The organism is Streptomyces sp. NRRL F-6676 (genome assembly GCF_000725625.1).
GTDB lineage: Bacteria > Actinomycetota > Actinomycetes > Streptomycetales > Streptomycetaceae > Streptomyces.
The window spans coordinates 74,751-100,147 of record NZ_JOHS01000011.1 but is presented as its reverse complement, the minus strand read 5'-3'; the positions used below and the strand labels follow the sequence as shown (position 1 = coordinate 100,147).

Sequence of the window (25,397 nt, the reverse complement as noted above, 5' to 3'; positions counted from 1 at the left end):
TCACGCTCCCGTGGCGACGAGGACGGCGGCGACCGTCAGGACGACGGTGCCGGCGAGCAGCGCGCTCACATAGGTCTGCACATTGCCGGTCTGGGCCCGCCGTACGGCACCGCCCAGCAGGCGGGGCAGGGCGCCCGCGCCCTGGACGTAGGTGTCGACGACCGCGCGGTCGAGGAACCGGACGAGCCGTGCGCCGGCCTGGACGGGGCGGACGAAGAGCGCCGTGTAGACGGCGTCGAGGCGGAAGCCGGCGGCCGCGGGGCGGTGCAGTGGACCGAGCAGCAGCCGTCCGGGGTCCGCCGGGTCGGGCGCGGAGGCCACGTCGCCGTAGGCGGGGGTGTGGCTGGCGATGGCCTCGGCCTCCACCTCGGCCGCGTCGCCCTCGGGGTGCGCGGCGACGGCGCCGAGCGGGGTGCGGGCCGCGAGGGCGCTGGTGTGCCGCCAGGCGCCGTAGGTGACGACCACGCCGACCAGGGCGAGGCCGGTGCCGAGGACGGCGGTCTGGAGGGTGGGCGTCAGGTCCCGGCCGTCGAACCAGTCGGGCAGCACGCCGTAGGCGAGGCCGAAGGCGAGGGAGGGGACGGCGAGCACCCACAGCACGGCGTTCATGACGACGGGCTGCCGGCCGTGGTCCGGGGCCTCGGTGCCGCGGCCGTGGAAGGCGAGCAGCCACAGGCGGGTGGCGTAGGCACCGGTGAGGAGGGCGGTGAACAGGCCGGCGATCAGGACGATCCAGCCCGCGGCGCCGGGGGCGTGCGCGGTGTGGCCGGTGGCCACGTGCTCGGCGGCGCCGAGGACGGCCTCCTTGGAGAAGAAGCCGCTGAACGGCGGGATCGCGGCGAGGGCGAGCAGCGCCACGGTCATCGTCCAGAAGGCGTCGGGGACGCGGGCGCGCAGGTTGCCCATGCGGGACATGGCGGCCAGCGAGTTGGTGCCGGCGGCGTGGATGACGACGCCGGCGGCGAGGAAGAGGAGCGCCTTGAAGGCGCCGTGAGCAAGGAGGTGGAAGACGGCGGCGCCGCGGTCGCCGACGGCGAGGGCGCCGCTGAGATAGCCGAGCTGGCCGATCGTCGAGTAGGCGAGGACGCGTTTGATGTCGTCCTGGGCGAGCGCGGCGAGTGCCGAGCCGGCCATGGTGACGGCGGCCATGACGGCGAGGACGACCATCGCGGCCCGGGAGGCCTCGAAGACCGGAAGGAGGCGGGCGACGAAGTAGATGCCGGCGGCGACCATGGTCGCGGCGTGGATCAGCGCGGAGACCGGGGTGGGACCGGCCATCGCGTCGGGGAGCCAGGTGTGCAGCGGGAACTGCGCCGACTTGCCCGCCACGCCGGCCAGGAGCAGCAGGGCGATCAGGGTCGGGTGGTCGAGCCCGCCGTGTGCGACGGCGCCGAGGATCTTCGTCAGGCGGAAGGAGCCGGTGTCGGAGGCGAGGGCGAGCAGGCCGATGAGGAAGGGGACGTCACCGAGTTTGGTCACCAGGAAGGCCTTGATCGAGGCTGCGCGGGCCTCGGGGGTCTCCCAGTAGTGGCCGACCAGGAAGTAGGAGCAGATGCCCATGATCTCCCAGCCGACCAGCAGCACCATCAGGTCGCCGGAGTAGACGACGAGCAGCATCGCGGAGGTGAAGAGGGAGACGAGGGCGGCGTAGGAGGGGTAGCGCGGGTCGTGGCGCAGGTAGCCGGTCGAGTAGAGCTGCACACAGGTGGCGACGGTGCCGACGAGGACGGCGACGAGGGCGGCGAAGCCGTCGATGTGCAGGGCGAGCTCGATGGGGACCGAGCCGGTGGGGGTGAGTTCGGTGGCGGCGTCGACCGCGCCGTCGCCGCCCTGGCGGGCCGCGACCAGTACGGCCAGGACGAACGCCGCGAGGGTCGGCAGGACGGCGAGGGGACGGACGAAGGCGGGGGCGGTGCGGCCGAGGAGCAGGCCGGCCGCGGCGCCGAGGAAGGGGAGGAGGGGGACGAGGACGGCGAGGGTGGTCGTGGTCACGCGGTGGCCTCAGCCTTCTGGGCCGCGGTGGCTGCCGGGCCGTCGCTGTCGTGATCGTCGCCGTCGGGGCCGCCGTCGGACCCGCCGGCTCCGCCGGGGCCCCGGTCGTCGCCGGACGGGTCGTCGGGGCCGGGGAGTTCGGCGGTGTCGCGGAGCTTGTCGATGTCGGAGGTGCCGCGGTTGCGGTGCACGGCGAGGACGATCGCCAGGCCGATGCCGATCTCGGCGGCGGCGATGGCGATGGTGAACAGGGTCAGGGCCTGGCCGGAGTGGAGGTGGTCGCGGGCGGCGCGGTCGAGCCAGACGTCGAAGGCGACGAGGTTGAGGTTGACGGCGTTGAGCATCAGCTCGACCGACATCAGGACCAGGATCGCGTTGCGCCGGGCGAGGACGCCGTACAGGCCGGTGCAGAACAGGAGGGCGGAGAGCACGGCGGGATAGGCGAGGTGCATCAGCGGACACCTTCCTCGGCCCGCCGCCGGCCGTCGCGGGCGCCCGGGACGGCGGGGGGCGTGGCGGCGTCGGCCTTGGCCTTGCGGGACAGGACGATCGCGCCGACGAGGGCGGCGAGGAGGAGGACGGAGAGGGCCTCGAAGGGGAGGACCCAGTTCTGGAACAGGGCCTCGCCGGTGACCTCGGTGGAGCCGGCGGGGGCGCCGTCCAGGTCGACCCAGGTGGTGCGGAAGGCGTCGACGACCACCCAGACGAGGGCGGCCGCGGCGGCGACGGCCACGGTGAGCGCGGCCCAGCGGTTGCCGGAGTCGGCGTCCGGGGAGCGGCCGATGGGGGCGCGGGTGAGCATCAGACCGAACAGGAGGAGGACGACGACGGAACCGACGTAGATGAGGACCTGCACCCAGGCGATGAACTCGGCGGTGAGCAGGAGGTACTCGACGGCGAGTCCGCCGAGGGACACCACCAGCCACAGGGCGGCGTGCACGAGCTGCCGGGTGGTGACGGTGACCAGGGCGGCGCCGAGGGTGACCAGGCCGACGAGGAGGAAGGCGATCTCGACGCCGGTCGGGGAGAGGAACCCGTGGGTCTCCGCGGTGGCGGCGGTCGTCGCGGCGTGCGCCGCGGTGGCGGCGGCTGCGGGGAGGGTCACGACTCGCCTTCCTGCGGGGTGGGTGCCTCGGCCAGGGCGGTCGCGAGTTTGTCGGCGGTCTTGCGGGCGGCGGCGATCTCCTTTGGCTCCTCCGCGCCGAGGTCGAGGGCGGGCGGGGCCGGGACGGTCCACATCCACTCGCGGAGCTTGTCGCGCTCGTGGGTGAGGTCGCGGATGTCGGTCTCGGCGTACTCGAACTCCGGGGACCAGAACAGGGCGTCGAAAGGACAGACCTCGATGCAGATACCGCAGTACATGCACAGGGAGAAGTCGATGGCGAAGCGGTCGAGGACGTTGCGGCTGCGTTCGCGGCCCCCGGGGGCGGCCGGCGGGACCGTCTCCTTGTGGGAGTCGATGTAGATGCACCAGTCCGGGCACTCGCGGGCGCACAACATGCAGACCGTGCAGTTCTCCTCGAACAGTCCGATCACGCCGCGGCTGCGGGGCGGGAGTTCGGGCTGGGCGTCCGGGTACTGCGCGGTGACGGTCTTCTTCGTCATCGTGCGCAGGGTGACGGCCAGCCCCTTGGCCAGTCCTGCGCCGGGAAGGGGGGACATCAGGAGATCACCACCTTGACGACGCCGGTGAGGGCGATCTGGGCGAGGGCGAGGGGGACGAGGACGGTCCAGGAGAGCTTCTGCAACTGGTCCTCGCGCAGCCGGGGGTAGGTGACGCGGAGCCAGATGACGACGAAGGCGAGGACGGCGGTCTTGAGCAGGGTCCAGACCCAGCCGAGGCCGTCGGCGCCCCAGGGGCCGTGCCAGCCGCCCAGGAAGAGGACGGTGGTCAGACCGCACAGGACGACGATGCCGGCGTACTCGGCGAGGAGGAACAGGGCGAAGCGCAGGCCGGTGTACTCGGTGTACGCGCCGAAGATGATCTCCGAGTCGGCGACGGGCATGTCGAACGGGGGGCGCTGGAGTTCGGCCAGTCCGGCGACGAAGAAGACCAGCGCGCCGACGATCTGCCAGGGCAGCCACCACCACTCGAAGGCGTCGAGGATGCCGGTGAGCGAGACGGTGCCGGCCGCCATCGCCACGGAGGCCGCGGTGAGCAGCATCGGGAGTTCGTAGGACAGGAGCTGCGCGGCGGTGCGCAGGCCGCCGAGGAGGGAGTACTTGTTGGCGGAGGCCCAGCCGGCCATGAGCGAGCCGAGGACGCCGATGCCCATGACGGCGAGCACGAAGAAGATGCCCGCGTCGACGGCCTGGCCGACGGCCCCCTCGCCGGGGCCGACCGGGATGACCAGCAGGACGAGGAGGTAGGGCAGCAGCGCGACGGCCGGGGCGAGCTGGAAGACACGGCGGTCGGCGTCGGCCGGGACGACGTTCTCCTTCTGGGCGAACTTCACGCCGTCGGCGACGAGTTGGGCCCAGCCGTGGAAGCCGCCGGCGTACATGGGGCCGAGGCGGCCCTGCATGTGGGCCATCACCTTGTGCTCGGTCTGGCCGACGATCAGGGGGAAGGTCAGGAAGACGACGAAGACGACGAGGAGTCGCAGGGCGACGTCGAGGGCGTCGTTCACTGCGTGCCTCCGGGGGTGGGGCGGTCGTCGTCGTCCGGGGCGGAGGTCCGGTTCTCCGGGGCGGAGGTCCGGTCCGGGGCGGAGGTCCGGTCCTCCGGGCCGGGAGCGGCTTGCTCCGGGCCGGGAGCGGCTTGCTCCGGGCGCGTGTCGGCGGGCGGTTCGGCGGTGGGCTCGGCGGGCGGTTCGGGGGTGGGGTCCTCGAAGGCCGGGCGGGCGTGGTGCCAGGGGGCGTCGGAGCTGCGGGGAGCGGGGTTCGTGTCCCCGGTGGGGTTCGTGTCCTCGGTGGGGTTCGCGTTCCCGGCCGGGGCCGCGCCGTCGCCCGGGTTGTCGCTTCCGGCCGCCCGGTCCGGAAGCGCCGCCGGCCCGGTGGCATCCGGCTCCGTGCGCCGGGAGGCCGAGCCGCCGCTCGCGGTGCGGGTACGGCGCGGGCCGGCCGGGGTCTCCTCTCCGGCCCCGGGGCGCTGCGAGGCCGAGCCCTCGCCCGCCGAGCGGGCACGGCGGGGCGGCCGTGCGGGGGCGGTGCCCTCCGTCGGCTGCGGCTCCGTCGGCCCTGCGGGTGTCGTCGTCGCGTCGGGCGTCGTCGTCGCGTCGGGTGCCGACGTCACGTCCGTCGCCGACGTCGCGTCGGGTGCCGACGTCGCGTCGGGCGTCGCCGTGCCGGGAGCCGTCGCCTCCGGGGCCTGGCTCGCCGAGCCCTGGCTCGCCGTGCGGGTGCGGCGTGGGGGGCGTTCGCCCGGGGTGCGGGCGGGGCGGTCGCCGGCCGCGCGGGCGCCGCGTGCCGGGCGGGCCGGGGCGGCCGGGAGCTGCCCCTTCAGCGGGCCCCACTCGTTGGGGTCGGGGACGCCCGGGGGCAGCATCTGGCGGCGCTTGGGCCCGCCGTGCTCCGACTCCCCCGGCTCCTTCGCGCCCGGCCACGCCTTGGCGACGCGGGCGGCGAGGACGAAGTCCTTGCGCAGCGGGTGTCCCTCGAAGGTCTCGGGGAGCAGCAGGTGGTCGAGGGCCGGGTGGCCCTCGAAGCCGACGCCGAACATCTCGTGGGTCTCGCGCTCGTGCCAGCCGGCGCCCGCGTAGACGTCCACGGCGGTGGGCAGGACGGGGGCCTCGTGCGGGACGGTCGTACGGACGAGCAGGCGCCGCACCGGGGAGAGGGCCACCACGTGGGCGGAGACGCGGAAGCCGGTGCCCGGTTCGTCGACCGCGCTGAGCCAGTCGAAGTAGGTGCAGCCGAGGGTGTCACGGGCGGTGCGCAGGGCGGTGATCCACGCGGTGGGCGGTACGTCGACGGTGAGGAGGTCGTACGACTCCTCGGCCGTGGCGTCCGGGCCGAAGAGCTCACCGACGGGGGCGGGCAGCCAGCCGGCCTCGGTCATCGCGCGCCTCCCCCGGAACCCTCAGCGCCCTCGGAACGACCGGCGCCTTCGGACCCCTCAGCGGCCCCGCCGCTCGCGGCACCCCCGGCGGCCCCGCCGCTCACGGCACCCCCAACGGTCCCGGCCGGCTCCGTGTCCCCGGCCTGCTCCGTACCCCCGGCCTGCTCCGTGCCCCCGGCCGCCGCCGGAGGCCGTACCAGTCCCGACCGCAGCGCGGCCGTCGACGGGCGCGGCCCGGCGCCCGGGCCCTCCCCGTACCGCTCCCCCAGGGACTCGCGGGCGATCTTCTCCTGGAGCTTGATGATCCCCTGGAGCAGCGCCTCCGGGCGGGGCGGGCAGCCGGGGACGTAGACGTCGACGGGGATGATCTGGTCGACGCCCTTGGTGACGGCGTACGAGTCCCAGTACGGGCCGCCGCAGTTGGAGCAGGCGCCGAAGGAGATGACGTACTTCGGCTCGGGCATCTGCTCGTACAGCCGCTTCACGGCGGGCGCCATCTTGTCCGTCACCGTGCCGGAGACGACCATCAGGTCGGCCTGGCGGGGACCCGGCGCGAAGGGGATCACGCCGAGCCGCATGAAGTCGTGGCGGGACATCGACGCGGCGATGAACTCGATGGCGCAGCAGGCGAGTCCGAAGTTGAAGACCCAGAGCGAGTAGCGGCGGCCCCAGTTCAGGACCACCTTCATGGGTTCGGGCGCCAGCCGCGCCAGCGTGCCGAGCCGCCGGGGCTCGAGCGCGCCCGACGGCCCGGAAGAGGCCGTCGACCCGGAGGAGGCCGGCGCGGGATCCGGCAGGAACACCGGCTGGGAGCCGCCGGAAGCGGTGGGGGTCACGTCCATGTCAGGACGCCCTTCTTGTACGCGTAGAGCAGTCCGACGGCCAGGAAGCCGAGGAAGAGGAACATCTCGACGAGGGTCGCCGCGCCGTAGCCGGGTGCGGCGAACACCGTCGCCCACGGGAAGAGGAAGATCGAGTCGACCGCGAAGATCACGTAGAGGAACGCGTAGACGTAGTAGCGGACCTGGGTGTGGGCCCAGCCCTCGCCGACGGGGTCGACGCCGCACTCGTACGTCAGGAGTTTCTCGGGCGTGGGCACGGCCGGACGCAGCAGCCGGTTGGCGCCGAAGGCGACGGCGACGAAGAGCACGCCCACGACGGCGAGCAGTCCGACGACCGAGTAGGAGGAGAAGTAGTCCGCCGCGACGTAGGAGGAGAAGTGGTCCGCCGCGACGTAGGAGGACAAGTGGTCCGCCGCGACGTAGGAGGACAAGTGGTCCGCCGCGACGACGACCGTCTGTCCCGGCTGTTCCGGCTCCGGCACGCCCGCCCCTCGCTCCCTGACCTCGTGACTTCTGCGACTTCTGTGCACCTCGCGGACTCCCGTGAGTCCGGCGATCCGTACGCACGGGAGTCTAGGCCCTGCTAAAGAGACGGTAAGCAGCCCGTCACACCTTGAGATGCGGGGTACCCTCCGCGCGCGCCGGCGCACGGCCGGGAGACCGGGGGCGTCCCGCCGTGGTGGGGTTTTCCCCCGGTCGTCCGAGGCGGCCCTCCTCATGGCGTTCCCGCCGCCCGACCGGCACGCTGACGGCATGACGGAACACCTGACAACAGCCGGGCCCGCCGCGGACGGCGCGCGGCTGCCGCCCCCGCGCCTCGCCCTCACCGGGCGGACCTGGCGGGAGATCGCGCATCTGCTGGGGAACCTGCCGATGGCCCTCGTCGGCTTCGTCTACTCGGTGACGCTGGTCACCGTGGGGTCGGGGCTGGCGGTGACCGTGATCGGGTTCCCGCTGCTGGCCCTCGGGCTGGGCGGTGCCCGGCAGCTCGGCCGGGTGGAGCGGGCCAGGGCGCGGGCGCTGCTCGGCGTGCGGGTGGCGGAGCCGACGCCGCTGCCCGTGCTGGCGGGGGGCCGCTGGAGCCGTCGGCTGCGGCTGGCCCTGACGGACCCGGTGGGCTGGCGGACGGTGCTGTACGACGTCATACGGCTGCCGTGGGGGATCTTCACCTTCGCCGTGACGTTGGTGTCGCTGTTCCTGCTGTGGCCCGTGCTGCCGTTCCTCACCCGTGGGCTGACCCATGTGGACCGGGTGATGGTGCGCGCGCTGCTCTCCCCCTCCGACGAGCTGGAGCGGCGGATCCACGAACTGGAGTCCGACCGCGGGTTCGTGGTGGACACCGCGGCGGCGGACCTGCGGCGGATCGAGCGCGATCTGCACGACGGGGCGCAGGCCCGGCTGGTCAATCTGGCGATGGGGCTCGGTCTGGCCAAGGAGAAGCTGCTGGAGGACCCGGACGCGGCCGCGGCGATGGTCGACGAGGCGCACGGCGAGGTGAAGCTGGCCCTCCAGGAGTTGCGGGACCTGGCGCGCGGCATCCACCCGGCGGTCCTGACCGACCGGGGGCTGGACGCGGCGCTGTCCTCGGTCGCCTCGCGCTGCACGGTGCCGGTGAAGGTCGCCGTCGAGCTGGCGGTCCGGCCGGCGGCCGCGATCGAGGGCATCGCCTACTTCACCGTCTCCGAGCTGCTCCAGAACATCAGCAAGCACAGCGGGGCGCGGTCGGCGGCGGTCGACGTGTGGCGGAGCGAGAACCGGCTGCTGATCCAGGTGTGGGACGACGGCCGGGGCGGGGCGCGGCTGGACGGCGGTACGGGGATGGCGGGGCTCGCGGACCGGCTCGGCGCGGTCGACGGACTGTTCGTCGTCGACTCGCCCGAGGGCGGCCCGACGACGGTCACCGCGGAACTGCCGTGGTGGGACCGGGACGGCCACCGGCAGGGGGCGGGTCGGGGTCCCGGGACGCGCCCGAAGTGACCCGCGGGCGCCCGGAGGTGGGGAAAACCCCCGCATCGGGACGCCGACCCGCTCCATGGCCGTACGGCCCCCGGACGCGGAGGCTTGTGCACAGTGACGGAGCGACGACGACACGAACGGACGGCGGCGATGGCCACGCAGTACGGGCAGGGCTACGGGGCGGGGTACGAGCAGGGCCCCGGACAGGGGTACGGGGCCGGGTACGGGCAGGGCTCCGGTGAGCGGGAGCGGCGGCACCGGCTGCCGGCCGGGCTGCGGGCGCCGTTCGAGGGGCGGAGCCTGCGCGAGTTCTCGTACCTCATGCTCAGCCTCCCGCTCAGCATCATCATGTTCACGCTGGCCGTGACGATGGTGTCGCTCGGGGCCGGTCTGCTGGTCACCTTCGTCGGCGTCCCGCTGCTCGCGGCGACGCTCGCCACCTGTCGCGGCTTCGGCACGCTGGAGCGGGCGCGGGCGCGGGCCCTGCTGGGCCTCGACGTGGGCGAGCCGGAACCGTTGCGGCCCCGGGAGCGGGGGGTGCTGGCCTGGACGGGGGCGATGTTCCGCAGCGGCTCCTCGTGGCGGCATCTGCTGTACGCGCTGCTGCACCTGCCGTGGGCGGTGTTCGCGTTCGCCGTCGCGCTGAGCTTCTGGGCGTACGGCTGGGCGATGCTGACGTATCCGCTGTGGTTCTGGGTCTTCCCGATGTGGGCCGGCCAGGGCGGTATCCAGCTGTTCGGCGACGAGTCGCACCGCATCTACCTCGACAACCCGTTCGAGATCACGGTGACGGCGCTGGTGGGGCTGTTGTCCACGATGGCCACGCCGTGGATCGTGCGCGGGCTGACCACCGTCGACCGGGTGCTGGTGCACGGGCTGCTCGGGCCCTCGCGACTGTCGGCGCGGGTGGTGGAGCTGGAGTCGGACCGGGGGGTCGTCGTGGACGCGGCGGCGGCGGACCTGCGGCGGATCGAGCGCGATCTGCACGACGGGGCGCAGGCGCGGCTGGTGGCGCTGGCGATGGACCTGGGGCTGGCGAAGGAGAAGGTCACCGAGGATCCGCGGGCGGCGGCGCGGATGGTGGAGGAGGCGCACGGCGAGGTGAAGACGGCGTTGCAGGAGCTGCGGGACCTGGCGCGCGGCATCCACCCGGCGGTGCTGACCGACCGGGGGCTCGACGCGGCGCTGTCGGCGGTGGCGTCGCGGTGCACGGTGCCGGTGCGGGTGGAGGTCGAGCTGCCGGCGCGGCCGGCGCCGGCGATCGAGGGGATCGCGTACTTCACGGTGTGCGAGCTGTTGCAGAACGTCAGCAAGCACAGTGGGGCCCGGCGGGCGGTCGTGGATGTGTGGCGGGTGGCGGACCGGTTGATGGTGCAGGTGGAGGACGACGGGGTGGGCGGGGCCGACGCGGGGGCGGGGTCGGGGCTCGCGGGGCTGGCGGAGCGGCTGGACGCGGTCGACGGGATCCTGGTGGTGGACTCCCCCGTGGGCGGGCCCACGAGGGTGACGGCGGAGTTGCCCTGGCGGGCTTGAGGGTTCCCCCCTGCGGGGGCGGGATGGTTTTTCTCGCCCCCGCCGCCTTTACCCTTCCCGTCCTGTCGGGGCTCCGCCCCTTCGGCCCCGGGCGTGCGGGTGGGCGGGTGGTCGCTCGCGCGGTTTCCCGCGCCCCTGACGGGGCGCCCCCGCGCGCCCCCGACCCCTGCGATGCTTGTGCTGTCCACAGCACAGGCAGCACAGGGGGTACATCGTCGTGGAGGACAGGGTGCGGGTCGTGATCGCGGAGGATTCCGTGTTGTTGCGGGAAGGGCTGACCCGGCTGCTCACCGACCGGGGGCACGACGTCGTCGCCGGGGTCGGCGACGGGGACGCGCTGATCAAGACGATCACCGAGCTGTCCGCCGACGGAGCGCTGCCGGACGTCGTCGTCGCCGATGTGCGGATGCCGCCCACCCACACCGACGAGGGTGTGCGCGCCGCCGTCGAGCTGCGGCGCAGGCACCCCGGGCTCGGCGTCCTGGTGCTGTCGCAGTACGTCGAGGAGCGTTACGCCACCGAACTGCTGGCCGATTCCAGCCGGGGCGTCGGCTATCTGCTCAAGGACCGCGTCGCCGAGGTCCGCGAGTTCGTGGACGCCGTGGTCCGGGTGGCGCGCGGCGGTACCGCCCTGGACCCCGAGGTGGTCGCGCAGTTGCTGGGCCGCAGCCGCAAGCAGGACGTGCTCGCGGGGCTCACCCCGAGGGAGCGGGAGGTGCTGGGGCTGATGGCGGAGGGGCGGACCAACTCCGCGGTCGCGCGGCAGCTGGTGGTGAGCGACGGCGCCGTCGAGAAGCACGTCAGCAACATCTTCCTGAAGCTGGGGCTGTCCCCGAGTGACGGGGATCACCGTCGCGTCCTGGCCGTGCTGACCTATTTGAATTCCTAGACTGCGCGGGCATTCGCCGTTGACAATTTGTCAACAAGGGTGGTGTGCACGAGGCCATGCGGTCTCATTTCCCCGTCCATCATGCGAACGGTCGAGGGAAGGCCACCCTTACCGACGTAGGGTTGTGCCGGAAAGGTCGGCGGGACGACCGCTCCCGGCCAGCCGCCTCGAGGGAGGTCCAGTTCAGTGACCAGCAAGGTCAGCAGCACAACGGAACAGGCCGACGGGGCCGACGGGGCCCTCGTGGGAGGACAGCGCAAACCGGCGGGCACCAAGGACGTCCGCCGGCTCGACCGGGTGATCATCCGGTTCGCGGGCGACTCCGGTGACGGCATGCAGCTCACCGGCGACCGCTTCACCTCCGAGACCGCTTCGTTCGGCAACGACCTGTCGACCCTGCCGAACTTCCCCGCCGAGATCCGCGCCCCCGCAGGGACCCTGCCGGGCGTCTCGTCGTTCCAGCTGCACTTCGCCGACCACGACATCCTCACCCCGGGCGACGCGCCGAACGTCCTGGTGGCGATGAACCCGGCGGCGCTGAAGGCGAACGTGGGCGACCTGCCGCGCGGCGCGGAGATCATCGTCAACACGGACGAGTTCACCAAGCGCGCGATGCAGAAGGTCGGCTACGCCGTCTCCCCGCTGGAGGACGGCTCGCTGGACGGCTACCAGATCCACCCGGTGCCGCTGACCACGCTCACCGTGGAGGCGCTCAAGGAGTTCGGCCTCAGCCGCAAGGAGGCCGAGCGCAGCAAGAACATGTTCGCGCTGGGCCTGCTGTCGTGGATGTACCACCGGCCGACCGAGGGCACGGAGAAGTTCCTGCGGACGAAGTTCGCCAAGAAGCCGGACATCGCGGCGGCGAACATCGCCGCGTTCCGCGCGGGCTGGAACTTCGGCGAGACGACGGAGGACTTCGCCGTCTCCTACGAGGTGGCCCCGGCCGCGGCCGCGTTCCCGACCGGCACCTACCGGAACATCTCCGGCAACCTCGCCCTGTCCTACGGCCTGGTCGCCGCCTCGCGCCAGGCGGATCTGCCGCTGTACCTGGGCTCGTACCCGATCACCCCGGCCTCCGACATCCTGCACGAGCTCAGCAAGCACAAGAACTTCGGCGTGCGCACCTTCCAGGCCGAGGACGAGATCGCGGGCATCGGCGCGGCGCTGGGCGCGGCCTTCGGCGGCTCGCTCGCCGTGACCACGACCTCCGGTCCGGGTGTGGCGCTGAAGTCGGAGACGATCGGGCTCGCCGTCTCACTGGAACTGCCGCTGCTGATCGTCGACATCCAGCGCGGCGGCCCCTCCACCGGTCTGCCCACCAAGACCGAGCAGGCGGACCTGTTGCAGGCGATGTACGGCCGCAACGGCGAGGCACCGGTCCCCGTCGTCGCCCCGTGCACCCCGGCCGACTGCTTCGACGCGGCCCTGGAGGCGGCCCGCATCGCGCTGACCTACCGCACCCCGGTCTTCCTGCTCTCCGACGGCTACCTCGCCAACGGCTCCGAGCCGTGGCGCATCCCGGAGCCCGACGAGCTGCCCGACCTGCGGGTGCGGTTCGCGCAGGGCCCCAACCACACCCTGGACGACGGCACCGAGGCGTTCTGGCCGTACAAGCGCGACCCGGAGACCCTCGCCCGTCCCTGGGCCGTCCCCGGCACGCCCGGCCTCGAACACCGCATCGGCGGCATCGAGAAGCAGGACGGCACCGGCAACATCTCCTACGACCCGGCCAACCACGACTTCATGGTCCGCACCCGGCAGGCCAAGGTCGACGGCGTCGAGGTCGCCGACCTGGAGGTGGACGACCCGAGCGGCGCCGCCCGCACCCTGGTGCTCGGCTGGGGCTCGACGTACGGGCCGATCACGGCGGCGGTACGGCGGCTGCGCATGGCCGGCGAGCACATCGCCCAGGCCCATCTGCGCCACCTCAACCCCTTCCCGAAAAACCTGGGCGCGGTGCTCGGGGCGTACGACAAGGTGGTGATCCCCGAGATGAACCTCGGCCAGCTCGCCACCCTGATCCGGGCGAAGTACCTGGTGGACGCCCACTCGTACAACCAGGTCAACGGCATGCCGTTCAAGGCCGAACAGCTCGCCACGGCTCTGAAGGAGGCCATCGATGGCTGAGACGACGACGGAGAGCACCGCCAGGCCGGGGGGCGGGGCCGCGGGTGGTTCCGTGAGCGGGGCCGCGGGCGGTTCCGCGGGTGGGGCGTTCGAGGCGCTGTCCCTGGTGCCGAAGGCCGCCGCCAAGCAGTCGATGAAGGACTTCAAGTCCGACCAGGAGGTCCGCTGGTGCCCGGGGTGCGGGGACTACGCGATCCTCGCCGCCGTGCAGGGCTTCATGCCGGAGCTGGGCGTGGCGAAGGAGAACATCGTCTTCGTCTCCGGCATCGGCTGCTCCTCCCGTTTCCCGTACTACATGAACACCTACGGGATGCACTCGATCCACGGCCGCGCCCCGGCCATCGCCACCGGGCTCGCGACCTCGCGGCGGGACCTGTCGGTGTGGGTCGTCACCGGTGACGGCGACGCCCTGTCCATCGGCGGCAACCACCTCATCCACGCGCTGCGCCGCAATGTGAACCTCAAGATCCTGCTGTTCAACAACCGGATCTACGGGCTCACCAAGGGCCAGTACTCGCCGACCTCCGAGATCGGCAAGATCACCAAGTCGACGCCGATGGGCTCGCTCGACGTGCCCTTCAACCCGGTCTCGCTCGCGCTCGGCGCGGAGGCGTCCTTCGTCGCCCGCACGGTGGACTCCGACCGCAAGCACCTCACCGAGGTGCTGCGCCAGGCGGCCGCCCACCCGGGCACCGCGCTGGTGGAGATCTACCAGAACTGCAACATCTTCAACGACGGCGCGTTCGAGCCGCTGAAGGACAAGCAGCAGGCCGAGGAGGCCGTGATCCGGCTGGAGCACGGGCAGCCGATCCGGTTCGGGGGTGGGGGCACCTCCCGCTCGAGCGAAGCCGAGAGTGGGGGAGGCGGCAAGGGTGTCGTACGGGATCCCGCGACCGGGGATCTGCACGTGGTCGAGGTGACGCCGGAGAACGAGTCGCGGGTGCTGGTGCACGACGCGCACTCCGCCTCGCCGACGACGGCGTTCGCGCTGTCGCGGCTCGCCGACCCGGAGACGCTGCACCGGACCCCGATCGGGGTGTTCCGCTCGGTGGACCGCCCGGTCTACGACACGCTCATGGCCGAGCAGCTCGACACGGCCGTCGAGCAGCACGGCAAGGGCGACCTGGCGGCGCTGCTGGCCGGCGGCGACACATGGACGGTGGTCGGCTGAGCCGGCCGCCGGCCTTTCCGGTACTTGCCTCAGGAGGCCCGGGCCGCGATCGCGGCCCGGGCTTCGTCGTGTGCGGCTCGGGTCTCGTCGGACGGGACGGCGGGCGGCTCGTCGCGCGCCTTGTCGTGCGCCGCGCGCGCCTCGTCGTACGTGGTGCGGGCGCGTTGTACGTCGTCCATGCGCCGCTTCGACCACAGGGCGAGCGCGCGTACCTGCTCCGCCGCCTCGCGGCCCAGGTCCGTCAGCCAGTAGTCGACGCGGGGCGGGATCACCGGCTTGGCGTCCCGGTGGACCAGGCCGTCGCGCTCCAGGGTCTGCAACGTCTGCGCGAGCATCTTCTCGCTGACGGCCCGGCCGCCGGCCCCGTTCACCTCGCGGCGCAGCTCGCCGAAGCGGTAGGGGCGGTCCAGCAGCGCGGTGAGCACGAGGACGGCCCAGCGACTGGTCACGTGTTCCAGGACGAGGCGGTGGGGGCACATCGCCTCACCCACGGCATCCACCCTGTGCGTTCCGCCCGTTGCCCTGCTCGCTGCCATACCGCAACCGTACCCCGACACCAGTACCTTACTTCAAAGTGGGTACTGTCTTTTGGTTAGTGCAGCTCCTAGGGTGAGTGGTGCCAGCGAAGACCCGCACACCCCACAGGAGAGCACCCCACCATGAGCATCGTCGTCACCGGAGCCACCGGACACCTCGGCCGGCACGTCGTGGAGCAGCTGCTGGAGAAGGTTCCGGCAGACCAGGTCACCGCCGTCGTGCGCGACGAGTCCCGGGCCGCCGACCTGGCGGCGCGCGGCGTACGCCTGGCCGTCGCCGACTACAACGCGCCCGAGACCTTCGACGGCCTGTTCTCGGCCGGCGACAAGGTGCTGCTGATCTCCGGCAACGAGTTCGCCAAGGGCCGGGTCCAGCAGCACACGGTCGTCATCGAGGCCGCCCGCGCCGCCGGGGTCGCCCTGCTCGCCTACACCAGCGCCCCGGACAGCCTGAAGGCCTCGCTCGCCGACGACCACCGGGCCACCGAGCAGGTGCTGCTGACCTCCGGTGTGCCGTACGCGCTGCTGCGCAACGGCTGGTACCACGAGAACTACACCGAGCAGCTCGCCCCCGTCCTGGAGCACGGCGCGGTCGTCCAGGCGGCGGGCGACGGCCGGCTCTCCTCGGCCTCGCGCGCCGACTACGCGGCCGCCGCGGTGGCGGTGCTGACCGGCGAGGGCCACGAGAACAAGACGTACGAGCTGGGCGGCGACGAGGCGTGGGGCTTCGCCGAGTTCGCGGCCGAGGTGGGCCGGCAGACCGGCAAGGAGATCCGCTACACCCCCGTCTCCACCGAGGAGTACACGGGCATCCTGACCGGCGCCGGGGTCCCCGAGCCCTTCGCCGTGATGCTGGCGGGGGTGGACGCCGCCATCGCCAAGGGCGAGCTGGTGGTCTCGACCGGCGATCTGTCCCGGCTGGCCGGCCGTCCGACCACGCCGCTGGCCGACGCGATCGCGGTGGCGCTCAAGGGCTGAACCGCGGCGCCGTGAGGTGTCCTCCGACGGTTCGGGGACGGCCTCCGACGCCGACGGTTCCGCGGTGACCTCCGCTGCTTCCGGGGAGACCCCCGCCTGTCATGACCGTATGCCGATACGGGCATGACAGGCGGGGGTTTCCGGCGTTACCTTGCGAAAGGGTCGTACGAGGCGGCCGTACCGAACAGTCGTGCGGAGCAGCGCGCGAGAGGAGGCGCCGGTGGCCGGGCAGGCGACCAAGGGATCGACGGGGGCCGGCGGCGAATCGCGCGCGGGCCTCCTCAACGGCTTCGCCGCGTACGGCATGTGGGGCCTCGTCCCCCTGTTCTGGCCGCTGCTGAAGCCGGCCGGCGCGGTGGAGATCCTCGCCCACCGCATGGTCTGGTCGCTCGGGATCGTCGGGGTGGCGCTGCTCGTGCTGCGCCGCTGGGCGTGGGCGGGCGAGCTGCTGCGGTCGCCGAAGCGGCTGGGTCTCGTCACGGTCGCCGCCGCCGTCATCACCGTCAACTGGGGCGTCTACATCTGGGCGGTGAACTCCGGGCACGTCGTCGAGGCCTCGCTCGGCTACTTCATCAACCCGCTGGTCACCATCGCGATGGGCGTGCTGCTGCTGAAGGAGCGGCTGCGGCCCGCGCAGTGGGCGGCGGTCGGGACGGGCGTCCTCGCGGTGGTCGTCCTCACCGTCGGCTACGGCCGGCCGCCGTGGATCTCGCTCTGCCTCGCCTTCTCGTTCGCCACGTACGGGCTGGTGAAGAAGAAGGTCAACCTCGGCGGCATCGAGTCGCTGGCCGCGGAGACCGCCGTGCAGTTCCTGCCGGCGCTCGCCTACCTGGTGTGGCTGGGCGCGCACGGCGGTTCGACGTTCGTCTCGCACGGCCCCGGGCACGCCGCGCTGCTCGCCGCGGCCGGTCTGGTGACCGCGCTGCCGCTGGTGTGCTTCGGCGCCGCCGCGATCCGCGTGCCGCTGTCGACGCTGGGGCTGTTGCAGTACCTGACGCCGGTCTTCCAGTTCCTGCTGGGCATCCTCTACTTCCACGAGGAGATGCCGCCGGAGCGGTGGGCGGGGTTCGCCCTGGTCTGGGTGGCCCTGGTCGTCCTGACCTGGGACGCGCTGCGCACGGCCCGCCGAACGGCCCTGCGGCACCGGGCGACACGGGTTGCCTCCGGCGGTCCCACGGCCCCCGGGTCCCCGGAGCCGGCCCTCCGGGCGGAGCCCGCGACCCACCCGGAGGACGCCGAGGGAGCCCCGAGCCGCTGAGCGCGGCGAGGCGAAGCGAAGGCGAAGCGAAGGCGAAGCGAAGGCGAACGGCAGCGACACCGCCGGCCACGGCTCCGCCGGGCGGCTTCCGGCGAACGGCTTCCGGGCGAACGGCTTCCGACGAGAGGCTTACGGCGGGAGGCGGCTCCGGGCCGGACTCCCGGCCCGGGGCGGCCTCCCGATCCGGGGCGGCCTCCCGGTCCGGGGCGGCCTCCCGGTCCGGGTTGCTTTCCCGGTACGGGTTGCTTTCCCGGTACGGGTTGCTTTTCCGGCCCCGGGACGACCTCCCAGCCCGGGCACGCCGCACCCGGCCCACCGCTTCTCACCCAGCGCGCGGGAGCCGCGGCTCGGCGCGAGGTTTCCGCCCCACGATCCGGGAGCCGGGCAACCTCCCAGCCTGCGACCCGCCACACCCAGGAACGCCGGGTCTCACCCAGCGCGCGGGAGCCGCGGCCCGACGCAAGGTTTCCGGCGCACGAGCCGGGAGCGGGCAGCCTCCCGGCCTCCGGCCCGCCGCACCCAGGAACGCCGCATCTCACCCAGCGCGCCGGAAGGACCGCCTGACGCCGAGGCTTCCGCCGCACGAGCCAGCGGCCGGGCAACCTCCCAGCCTCCAACCGTCGCGCCCAGGGGCGCCGGGTCTCACCCCGCGCGCCGGAACGGCGGCCCAGCGCGAGGCTTCCGCCGCACGAGATGGGAGCGGGCAGCCTCCCGGCCTCCGGCCCGCCGCACCCGGGGACGCCGGGCCCCACCCAGCACGCCGGAACGGCAGCCCAGCGCGAGTCTTCCGCCGCACGAGCCAGCGGCCGGGCAACCTCCCAGCCTCCAGCCCGCCGCGCCCGGGGGCGCCGGGCCTCACCCCGCTCGCCGGAACGGCAACCCAGCGGGCGGCACTCGCCGCACGAGCCGGGGCGTCGCGCTCCGGCTAGCGCTCCTCGTCGAGCGCGCGGGCGCGTTCGGCGAGGCGGGTCATGCGGTTGCGGGCCGACTCGAGCTGCTCCAGGTCGTCGGCGGCGGGGCCCTCGTGCGCGGCGAGTTCGGTCCACGTGCCGATCAGGTCGCGGCCCAGGTGCAGTCCCTGGAGCGGGTCGCGCACCGCGCGCCAGGCGGCGGCCGCGCTCTGCACGTTGCCGTACGCGGCGCGTGCGTCGTGCAGGCGGTGGTGGAGCCGGGCGAGGTCGAGGGAGAGGTGGAACGAGCGGAGCGGGTCCCCGGCCAGATAGGCGATGTACGCGGTGAGTTCGCGCAGCCGCAGCACCTCCGGGTGCTCGGTGCCGTGCGTCTCCGTGGCCTCCGCGACCGTCTCCTCGGCGAGCGCCGCCGCCTCGTCGACACGGCCCTGCCGCACCGCCTCGCCGATCCGCGCCATGGGGGCCGCGAACGGCCCGTCGGAGGCGCTCGGCGGGTTTCCGGGATCGGGCTCCAGCACCACGTCGACGACGGAGTCGAACTCCCGCACGGGCGGTTCCTTGACCTCCTCCACGGGGACGGTGCGCGGCGCGGGGGTGGGCTTCCAGGCCGGGGCGGAGAACTCCGGGTCGGATGCGGGGTCGGGGGTGACGGGAGCGGGCTTCGGCGCGGGGGCAGCCGGCGCGGCAGCCGAGGTCGGCTCCGGAGCCGGAGCCGGAGCCGGAGCAGGAGCCGGGTTCGGGGCCGACGTGACCGGTGGGGGACCGAACTCCCCCCGCGGGGGCTGAACCGTGCCCGGCACCGGGGGCTGCGGGCTGCTCGCGGGGGCGACGGGCCCCGCGGACAGGTCCTGGGCGAGCCCCGAGGCGGTGGTCGTGATCAGCGGCGCCTGCTCGGGGACCGCCCGCAGCATGAAGGTCGCCACGGTGTGCCCGGCGGACGCCGCCTCCGACCGGGCCTCCTCGGCGCGCCCGTCCTCGTCCTGCCGCGCGCCGTCGGCCGGCCCCTGGGCCGCCACCGCCGGTTCGGCGGGCGCGATCGCGGGCGCGATCGCGGGCGCCGCCGCGGCGGCCGGCGCACTCGCCGCCCGATCCCGCACCGCCCGTTCCTCCACCGCCCGCAGCGCGTGCGTCGCCTTGTCGCGCCGGGGTCCCGGCGCGGTCACCGGCGCCGGGGCGGGCGCAGACGCCGGGGCGGGCGCCGGCACCACGGCCGCGAACCGCTCCGGCTGACCCGCGTACGTGCTCGAACCGTCCACGTGGATCCGCAGCGGGATCACGTACCCGATGCGTTCGTCGTGGACCGTCGCCAGAACGGGATGCCCGGTGGCGAGGGTGAGGCGGTGCAGATGGTTGAGGACGGCCTCCTGGACCGACTCCCCCGTACCCGCGACGACCGGCATGCCGCCGACCGTCGCGCCCCCGCCCGGCACCGGCTCCCGCTGCGTCGGCACCCGGACCTCGATCGGGGTCACCGCGGCGCCGTTGCGCCCCGTGGACACGGCCCCCGCTGTGGAGCGGCTCCGCTTGTGTTCGCGGTGGAGTCGAGACATCGTTCCTCACTCGGGTCGTTCGGCGGCGGAGCGGGAGGGGGATCGTGAAGACTGCCGGGAACCGTACGCTCCCTCGGCTCCAAGATCCTCATTCGCGTACGGTGTTGAGTCTCGCGCTTGTTTTCCGTGCCTGGCGTCACCGGGACGTGACATTTTCGTCCCAAGAACTCGTGCCCGATTCCGGGCGCCCCGCACCGCCGTGCGGATCCACCGGCCCGACGAGGAGGAGGCAGTCGATGCAGCCCAACGCAGGGCAGGGACCCGGCGGTCCGGGAGCCACCGGGCAGGCACCCGGCGGGCCGGACATCTGGCTGCGCGGGCCGGTGACCGCCGCGTCCCCGCAGCGGCCCGGCGTGCCGCCCGCGACGGCCGGCCCCCGGCGGTTCAGCTGGGTGGCGACGCACGGCGGAGCCGGTACCACCACGCTCGCCGCGGTCTTCGGCGGTCACGACACCGGCCGCGCCTGGCCCCGCCCCGACCACGGCGAACCCCCCTCCGTCCTCCTCGTCGGCCGTACGCACGCCACGGGGCTGGACGCCGTGACGAACACCCTCGACATCTTCCGCCGCGGCGACGCCCCGCCCGGTCTCGACCTCGACGCCGTCGTCCTCGTCGCCGACGCGCCGGGCCGGCTCCCGCGCCCGCTCGCCCAGCGGGTCAAAGCGATCGACGCGGTGATCGACGTCTACCGCGTGCCGTGGGTGACGGCCTGGCGCACCAACGACCTGACCGGCCGCCCGCCACGCGAATGCGACCCCCTCGCCCGCCTCACCGGCCACAACGGCCCGCTCACCACCCCCCGCTGACCGGCCGCACCCCCACGGCCGGTGGAAGGCCGTGAGCGGGGGGAGCTGCCCAGGGGTGCGCTGCTCAGGGGTGCTCCGGAAATGCCCCGGTCTGCCGCAGGAACCCCAGCGCGTCCGCGACCGACCAGTGCTCGACCTGCTGTCCGTCCCGGTACCGGACGAGGTCCATCACCTCGAACGCGAACGGTCTGCCCGAGGGCGCGATGCCGGACCATTCACCGGTGTGACGCCCGCGGAACACCTTGTGCGTCGCCACCAGGTCCCCCTCGCCGACGCAACTCCTCACCTCGACACGGAAGTCCGAGAAGGCCGCGTGCAGCCGCGTGACCGCGGTGCGGACACCCTCCCGGTCGTCGCCCTGCCCGGGCTCCGCGCTGTGATTGCGGAAGGACGGACTGATGAGTTCGTCGATGAGTTCGAGACGTGCCCCGTTCTGCACCTCTTCGACGAAGCGGCGCATGCGCCCGGTGTTGCGCTCGTCCTTGTCCATGTGCCGGTACTCCTGGAATCCGTGGCTGCTCGGCCCGCGTCCGTCACCCGCGTCCTTCACCCGCGGCCGTCTCGGCGGCGGAGGCGCGGCGCGGACCATCCGGTTGACGCCTCCGACTCAACCAGTCCGCCGAGGCACGACCAACACCCCTGAGACCTCGCTCCCATACCCTCGAGGTATGGATTCGCGCGAGCTGGCCTACTTCGTCGCGGTGGCCGAGGAACGGAACTTCAGCCGTGCCGCCGACCGGCTCGGCATCTCCCAGCCCTCGCTGTCCCGCGCGATGCAGCGGCTCGAACACCGGCTCGGCGTCCGCCTGCTGGACCGCACCAGCCGTCACGTCCTCCTGACCCGCCCCGGCGCGGCCCTTCTCGACGAGGGACGCCGGGCCCTCGCCGCCCTGACCGCGGCGGAGAACGCGGCCCGGCGGGCCGGACACGGCTCCCGCCGCCTCACCGTCGCGCTGAAGCCGGGCGGCGACGGCGGACTGCTGCCCTCCGTCCTCGACCGTTTCGCCGGCTCCCCCGACGCCGTCGACGTCGAGGTGCTCCTCTGCGGGATCGGCGAGGAGACGACACTGCTGCGCGACGGCACGGCCGACCTCGCCCTGCTGCGGCTGCCCAGGGACGACCTCGCCGGCCTGGACACCGAGGAACTGCTGACCGAGCGCGAGGTGGCTGTCCTCCCCCGCACCCACCGGCTCTCCGACGCCTCCTCCCTGCGCATGTCCGATCTCGTCGGCGAGGTCTTCCCGCGGTGGTCCGCACGGTCGCCCGGCACGGGGCCGCTCATCACGGACACCGGTCAGATCGCCGAGCTGATCGCCCTGGGCCGCATGATCGCCCTGCTGCCGGAGCCGGTCGCGCGCCGGCTCGGCCACGGCCTGATCAGCGTGCCCGTCGAGAACCGCCGCACCACGCTCCTCGCCGCCTGGCTCGCGGACCGGAGCGACCGGCACCTCGCCGCCCTCCTCTACACGGCCGTGGCCGTCGCCGCGACCCACCCGGCCGCCCCGAAACCCGGCCCGCGTGTCACCGACGTCCCGGGACAGCACAGCTAGGCCGTGATGTCCTTCGCCGTGAAGCGGGCCCAGGCGGCCGAGCCGAAGACCGCGCCGTAGAGGGCCTGGAGGCCGAGGTTGTGGAGGAGGTCGTCCCAGTAGACGGGGTCCCGCATCAGGTCCGCGAAGGACAGCCAGTAGTGGGAGAAGAGGTACGGCTGTATCGCGTGGAGCTGGGGTATCTGGTCGAGGATCTGCACGGTGATCAGCAGCCCGACCGTCGTCGCCATCGCCGCGATGCCGCTGTTGGTGAGGGTGGAGACGAACAGGCCGAGGGCGGCCACACCGATCAGTGAGGCGGCGACGAAAAGTGCGATGAGCAGTGCCCGCACGAGTCCGTCGCCGAAACTTATCCGGGTGCCGGAGATGGTGGTCAGCTCGCCCAGCGGGAACAGCAGCGCGCCGACCGCGAGCGCCGAGAGGGCCACGACCAGGGTGGCGGCCAGGCAGAACGCCAGGACCGTCGCGTACTTGGTGAGCAGCAGCCGGGTGCGGCCGGCCGGGGCGACCAGGAGGTAGCGCAGGGTGCCGGCGTTCGCCTCGCCGGCGAGGGCGTCGCCCGCGACGACGCCGACGGCCATCGGCAGGAAGAAGGGGAGCGTCGCGGCGAGCGCGGTGAAGACCAGGAACAGGCCGTTGTTGGTGATCTGCGCGAGGAACGCCGGGCCGCCCCCGCCCGTGCCGGAGCCGTCGCTCGTCTCGATCTTCACGGCGACCCCGACGAGCACCGGCACCGCGACCAGCACACCCAGCAGGGCGCGCGTGCGCCAGCGGCGGAAGGTGATGCCCAGCTCGCTGCGGAACAGCCCGAGGGACCACAGCGGGCTCGGCCGCCCCATCGGAGCGGAGACGGCGGCACCCCGTACCGGCGCGGCCTCCGGCGCCGCCGGGTCCGTCGTCTCAGCCCGCGACATCGAAGCCCTCCCCCGTCAGTGCCACGAACGCGTCCTCCAGCGAGGCCCGTTCCACGGCGAAGCCCCGCACGCGCACTCCGGCCGCCACCAAGGCGGCGTTGAGGTCGGCGAGTTCGCCCTCCGGCGGCTCCCCGGTGACCCGGTCCTCGGCCAGTACGACGTCGTCCACGCCCTGTTCCTTCAGTACCCGGGCCGCGTCCGCCGGGTCCGGGGTGGTCACCAGCAGCCGTCCCCGCGCGCCCGCCGCCAGCTCGGCCACCGGGCCCTGGGTGAGGAGCCGCCCCCGGGCCATCACGGCCACGTGGGTGCAGACCTGCTCGATCTCGTCCAGCAGATGGGAGGAGAGGAAGACGGTGGTGCCGTCGGAGGCCAACTCCCTGACCAGGGTGCGGATCTCGCGCATGCCCTGGGGGTCGAGGCCGTTGGTCGGCTCGTCCAGGACGAGCAGCCGGCGCGGCTGGAGCAGGGCCGCGGCGAGGCCCAGCCGCTGCTTCATGCCGAGCGAGTACGCCCTCGCCTTCTTCCCGGCGGCCGCGGTCAGCCCGACCCGGTCGAGGGCGGCCCCGACCCGGGCCCGCCGGGTGCGCGGATCGGCGGTGGGGTCGGCGGCGTCGTACCGCAGGAGGTTGTCGCGCCCGGAGAGGAATCCGTACAGCGCCGGGCCCTCGATGAGCGCGCCGACGTGCGGGAGCACGGCGCGGCCCGCGCGGGGCATGGGCCGGCCGAGCACGTGCGCCGTGCCGGAGGTCGGCTCGATGAGGCCCATCAGCATCCGGATCGTCGTCGTCTTGCCGGAGCCGTTGGGTCCGAGGAAGCCGAAGACGCTGCCCGCCGGGACGGTCAGGTCGAGACCGTCCACGGCGAGCTGCCCGCCGCGGTACCGCTTGGTGAGCGCACGGGTAGCGATGACCGCGCCCGCACCGGCGGAGACCGCCGCGTCGTCGGCCTCCGCCGGCTGCCCCTCCGCGGTGGACGGTTGCTCCATGCGCTCCCCCCACTCGTGCCGTACGGTCCGCCCGGGCGGACCCCGTTCCTACTTGGCGGCGTCGGCCGCCTTCACCAGCGCGTCCTTCGTGACCGCGCCCGCGTAGACCCTGCCGTCGTCGGTGATCAGCGCGTTGACCAGGCGGGTGGAGAAGACCGTGCCGGAGCCGAACTTGCCCGTCACCTTGTCCCCGAAGGAGCCCAGAAGGCCGGAGACCGTGCTGTCGTCGGCCGAATCCGAGCCGTGCGAGGAGTCCGAGGGCATGCTCTCGTCGCCGCCGAACTCGGCTATCGCCGTCCAGCCCTCGCCGATCGTCCTGGCCCCCTGCGTGCTGGTGAGGGCGCCGAGTCCGGGCAGGGCGCCGCCCATCGCGCCGCCCGGGGCCCTGCGGGACTCCTGCTTCGCGGCGTCGTCCTCCTCGGTGACCTTCGTGCCCTTGGGCGGGGTGAAGTCGAACGTCGAGGCGGCCGGCCGGTCGAAGCTCACCTTGGTGAAGCCCGCGTCCACCACGGCCGCGCCGCCCGAGGAGGGGGTGAGCGTGAACTTCAGCGGCAGCCCCGTCCGCGCGTCCACCGCGATGCTGATCGCGCCCACCGTCGAACCGGACTTCTCCGGCTTGACCAGCAGCTTGTAGGCGTCCCGGCCGGCGACCCGGGCGGTGCCGTCGACCGTGACGGACGTCGTGCCGTCGGCGGCCTTGAGGACCTGCTCGGCGAGGTCCTTGGGAGTGACGGACGTGTCGTCGGACCCGGCGCGGTGGTGCTTGCCGCCGTTCTTCCCGCTCTTCCCGTCCTTCGCGCCGCCCGGCTCCTCGGCGTGGTAGGCCTGGTTGGAGGCGCTGTCGTACGCCCACACCTCGTCGCCGTTGTGGATGACGCTGTACTCGGCGGCCTTCTCGACGATGGACAGCTTGTGCCTGTCCGGGCCGTCCACGGCCACGCGCAGGGTGTGCGTGCCGCTCGCCAGCTCCGTCAGCTTCGAGGAGGGGTCGGCGGTGGAGCCACCACCCTGCGGCGAGGCGCCGGAGAGCAGGCCGCTCTCCAGGCCGCCCAGGTCCGGCAGGCCCAGGTCGGTGGTGATCTTGACCGTGCCGGAGAGCTGGTCCACGTCCGACGCGGCGATCTTCTCGAGGAGCTTCTGCGCGCTGATCTTCGGCAGGTGGGGGTCACCGGAGTCGGCGAGCGCCGGGACGAGCCCGATCGTCGCCGCCGCCACCCCCACCACCGCGACCGGCACGACGTACCGCGTGGCCCTGCGCCGCGCCCCGCCCGCGTCGCCGGCGCTGCCGCCCGGGTGCTCGCCCGGGCTCCCACCGGGAGTGATGTCGTCGGTTCCGTACGGTGCCATGTGTGCCTTACCTCCGTCGTCGGCGGCGGCGTGCCGTGCTCGCGCTCCCCTC

Annotated in this window: 22 protein-coding genes and 1 pseudogene; 9 read left to right on the top strand and 14 right to left on the bottom strand. The window is 73.5% G+C overall.

The window, feature by feature from the left end; all coding sequences use genetic code 11:
* From IO29_RS11220 to IO29_RS11185, 8 genes are read right to left on the bottom strand one after another with little or no spacing between them, the layout of a single operon-like run.
* Positions 1-1,992, bottom strand: coding sequence for an NADH-quinone oxidoreductase subunit 5 family protein (locus IO29_RS11220; protein ID WP_030382344.1), 1,992 nt, complete (start codon positions 1,990-1,992; stop codon positions 1-3).
* A complete protein-coding gene (gene nuoK / locus IO29_RS11215; RefSeq protein ID WP_030382345.1) occupies positions 1,989-2,444 on the bottom strand; it encodes an NADH-quinone oxidoreductase subunit NuoK in 456 nt (151 codons plus the stop codon). The genes IO29_RS11220 and nuoK overlap by 4 nt, the downstream gene beginning before the upstream one ends.
* Entirely contained in the window at positions 2,444-3,097 is a 654-nt protein-coding gene (locus IO29_RS11210) for an NADH-quinone oxidoreductase subunit J family protein (protein WP_030382346.1), read from the bottom strand. Before IO29_RS11210 ends, nuoK begins: the two co-directional genes overlap by 1 nt.
* Positions 3,094-3,654, bottom strand: coding sequence for a NuoI/complex I 23 kDa subunit family protein (locus IO29_RS11205; protein WP_030382347.1), 561 nt, complete (start codon positions 3,652-3,654; stop codon positions 3,094-3,096). The genes IO29_RS11210 and IO29_RS11205 overlap by 4 nt, the downstream gene beginning before the upstream one ends.
* Complete coding sequence (locus IO29_RS11200; protein WP_030382348.1) at positions 3,654-4,622, bottom strand: complex I subunit 1/NuoH family protein; 969 nt, start codon at positions 4,620-4,622, stop codon at positions 3,654-3,656. The genes IO29_RS11205 and IO29_RS11200 overlap by 1 nt, the downstream gene beginning before the upstream one ends.
* Positions 4,619-5,992, bottom strand: coding sequence for an NADH-quinone oxidoreductase subunit C (locus IO29_RS11195; RefSeq protein WP_030382349.1), 1,374 nt, complete (start codon positions 5,990-5,992; stop codon positions 4,619-4,621). Before IO29_RS11195 ends, IO29_RS11200 begins: the two co-directional genes overlap by 4 nt.
* The gene (locus tag IO29_RS11190) at positions 5,989-6,834 is read right to left on the bottom strand and encodes an NADH-quinone oxidoreductase subunit B (RefSeq protein WP_030993914.1); all 846 of its coding nucleotides are present in this window, start codon (positions 6,832-6,834) and stop codon (positions 5,989-5,991) included. The genes IO29_RS11195 and IO29_RS11190 overlap by 4 nt, the downstream gene beginning before the upstream one ends.
* Positions 6,825-7,238: an NADH-quinone oxidoreductase subunit A gene (locus tag IO29_RS11185; RefSeq protein ID WP_030382351.1), complete on the bottom strand. Its 414-nt coding sequence runs from the start codon at positions 7,236-7,238 to the stop codon at positions 6,825-6,827. The genes IO29_RS11190 and IO29_RS11185 overlap by 10 nt, the downstream gene beginning before the upstream one ends.
* Before the next feature lie 349 nt (positions 7,239-7,587).
* Between IO29_RS11185 and IO29_RS11180 the strand changes: the two genes are divergently transcribed.
* The 5 genes from IO29_RS11180 to IO29_RS11160 all read left to right on the top strand — a co-directional run bounded on the left by IO29_RS11180 (position 7,588) and on the right by IO29_RS11160 (position 14,510).
* The gene (locus IO29_RS11180) at positions 7,588-8,811 is read left to right on the top strand and encodes a sensor histidine kinase (RefSeq protein ID WP_030382352.1); all 1,224 of its coding nucleotides are present in this window, start codon (positions 7,588-7,590) and stop codon (positions 8,809-8,811) included.
* 129 nt (positions 8,812-8,940) lie between these two features.
* Positions 8,941-10,323: a sensor histidine kinase gene (locus IO29_RS11175; protein WP_030993913.1), complete on the top strand. Its 1,383-nt coding sequence runs from the start codon at positions 8,941-8,943 to the stop codon at positions 10,321-10,323.
* A 217-nt stretch (positions 10,324-10,540) separates the two neighbouring features.
* On the top strand, positions 10,541-11,212 hold the full coding sequence (locus IO29_RS11170; RefSeq protein WP_030379791.1) for a response regulator transcription factor: 672 nt from the start codon (positions 10,541-10,543) through the stop codon (positions 11,210-11,212).
* Positions 11,213-11,398: 186 nt separating this feature from the next.
* Positions 11,399-13,339 (top strand): 2-oxoacid:acceptor oxidoreductase subunit alpha, encoded by a 1,941-nt coding sequence (locus tag IO29_RS11165; RefSeq protein WP_030379790.1) that lies wholly within the window; start codon positions 11,399-11,401, stop codon positions 13,337-13,339.
* A gap of 133 nt (positions 13,340-13,472) precedes the next feature.
* Positions 13,473-14,510 carry a 2-oxoacid:ferredoxin oxidoreductase subunit beta gene (locus IO29_RS11160; protein WP_234307511.1) on the top strand — a complete coding sequence of 346 codons (1,038 nt, stop codon included), beginning with the start codon at positions 13,473-13,475 and terminating at the stop codon, positions 14,508-14,510.
* Between the two features lie 116 nt (positions 14,511-14,626).
* Here the strand turns inward: IO29_RS11160 and IO29_RS11155 are convergent.
* A pseudogene (locus IO29_RS11155) lies at positions 14,627-15,046 on the bottom strand (winged helix-turn-helix transcriptional regulator); the annotation flags it as partial.
* 123 nt (positions 15,047-15,169) lie between these two features.
* Here IO29_RS11155 and IO29_RS11150 point away from each other — a divergent pair.
* On the top strand, positions 15,170-16,024 hold the full coding sequence (locus IO29_RS11150) for an SDR family oxidoreductase (RefSeq protein WP_030379787.1): 855 nt from the start codon (positions 15,170-15,172) through the stop codon (positions 16,022-16,024).
* Positions 16,025-16,328: 304 nt separating this feature from the next.
* On the top strand, positions 16,329-17,282 hold the full coding sequence (gene rarD, locus IO29_RS11145) for an EamA family transporter RarD (RefSeq protein WP_234307510.1): 954 nt from the start codon (positions 16,329-16,331) through the stop codon (positions 17,280-17,282).
* A 925-nt stretch (positions 17,283-18,207) separates the two neighbouring features.
* On the opposite strand, the gene IO29_RS11140 is transcribed toward rarD, so the two are convergent.
* Positions 18,208-19,692 carry a tetratricopeptide repeat protein gene (locus IO29_RS11140; RefSeq protein WP_324608163.1) on the bottom strand — a complete coding sequence of 495 codons (1,485 nt, stop codon included), beginning with the start codon at positions 19,690-19,692 and terminating at the stop codon, positions 18,208-18,210.
* A gap of 287 nt (positions 19,693-19,979) precedes the next feature.
* Here IO29_RS11140 and IO29_RS11135 point away from each other — a divergent pair, with 287 nt between their 5' ends.
* The gene (locus IO29_RS11135; protein WP_030379784.1) at positions 19,980-20,549 is read left to right on the top strand and encodes a DUF6668 family protein; all 570 of its coding nucleotides are present in this window, start codon (positions 19,980-19,982) and stop codon (positions 20,547-20,549) included.
* Between the two features lie 64 nt (positions 20,550-20,613).
* On the opposite strand, the gene IO29_RS11130 is transcribed toward IO29_RS11135, so the two are convergent.
* On the bottom strand, positions 20,614-21,039 hold the full coding sequence (locus tag IO29_RS11130; RefSeq protein WP_030379783.1) for an ester cyclase: 426 nt from the start codon (positions 21,037-21,039) through the stop codon (positions 20,614-20,616).
* Positions 21,040-21,217: 178 nt separating this feature from the next.
* Here IO29_RS11130 and IO29_RS11125 point away from each other — a divergent pair, with 178 nt between their 5' ends.
* Complete coding sequence (locus IO29_RS11125) at positions 21,218-22,099, top strand: LysR family transcriptional regulator (protein WP_030379782.1); 882 nt, start codon at positions 21,218-21,220, stop codon at positions 22,097-22,099.
* On the opposite strand, the gene IO29_RS11120 is transcribed toward IO29_RS11125, so the two are convergent.
* From IO29_RS11120 to IO29_RS11110, 3 genes are read right to left on the bottom strand one after another with little or no spacing between them, the layout of a single operon-like run.
* The gene (locus IO29_RS11120; protein ID WP_030379781.1) at positions 22,096-23,013 is read right to left on the bottom strand and encodes an ABC transporter permease; all 918 of its coding nucleotides are present in this window, start codon (positions 23,011-23,013) and stop codon (positions 22,096-22,098) included. The genes IO29_RS11125 and IO29_RS11120 overlap by 4 nt on opposite strands.
* Positions 23,000-23,998 (bottom strand): ABC transporter ATP-binding protein, encoded by a 999-nt coding sequence (locus IO29_RS11115; protein WP_030379780.1) that lies wholly within the window; start codon positions 23,996-23,998, stop codon positions 23,000-23,002. Before IO29_RS11115 ends, IO29_RS11120 begins: the two co-directional genes overlap by 14 nt.
* A 48-nt stretch (positions 23,999-24,046) precedes the next feature.
* Positions 24,047-25,345 carry a LolA family protein gene (locus IO29_RS11110; protein ID WP_030379779.1) on the bottom strand — a complete coding sequence of 433 codons (1,299 nt, stop codon included), beginning with the start codon at positions 25,343-25,345 and terminating at the stop codon, positions 24,047-24,049.
* Between the last annotated feature and the right edge of the window lie 52 nt (positions 25,346-25,397).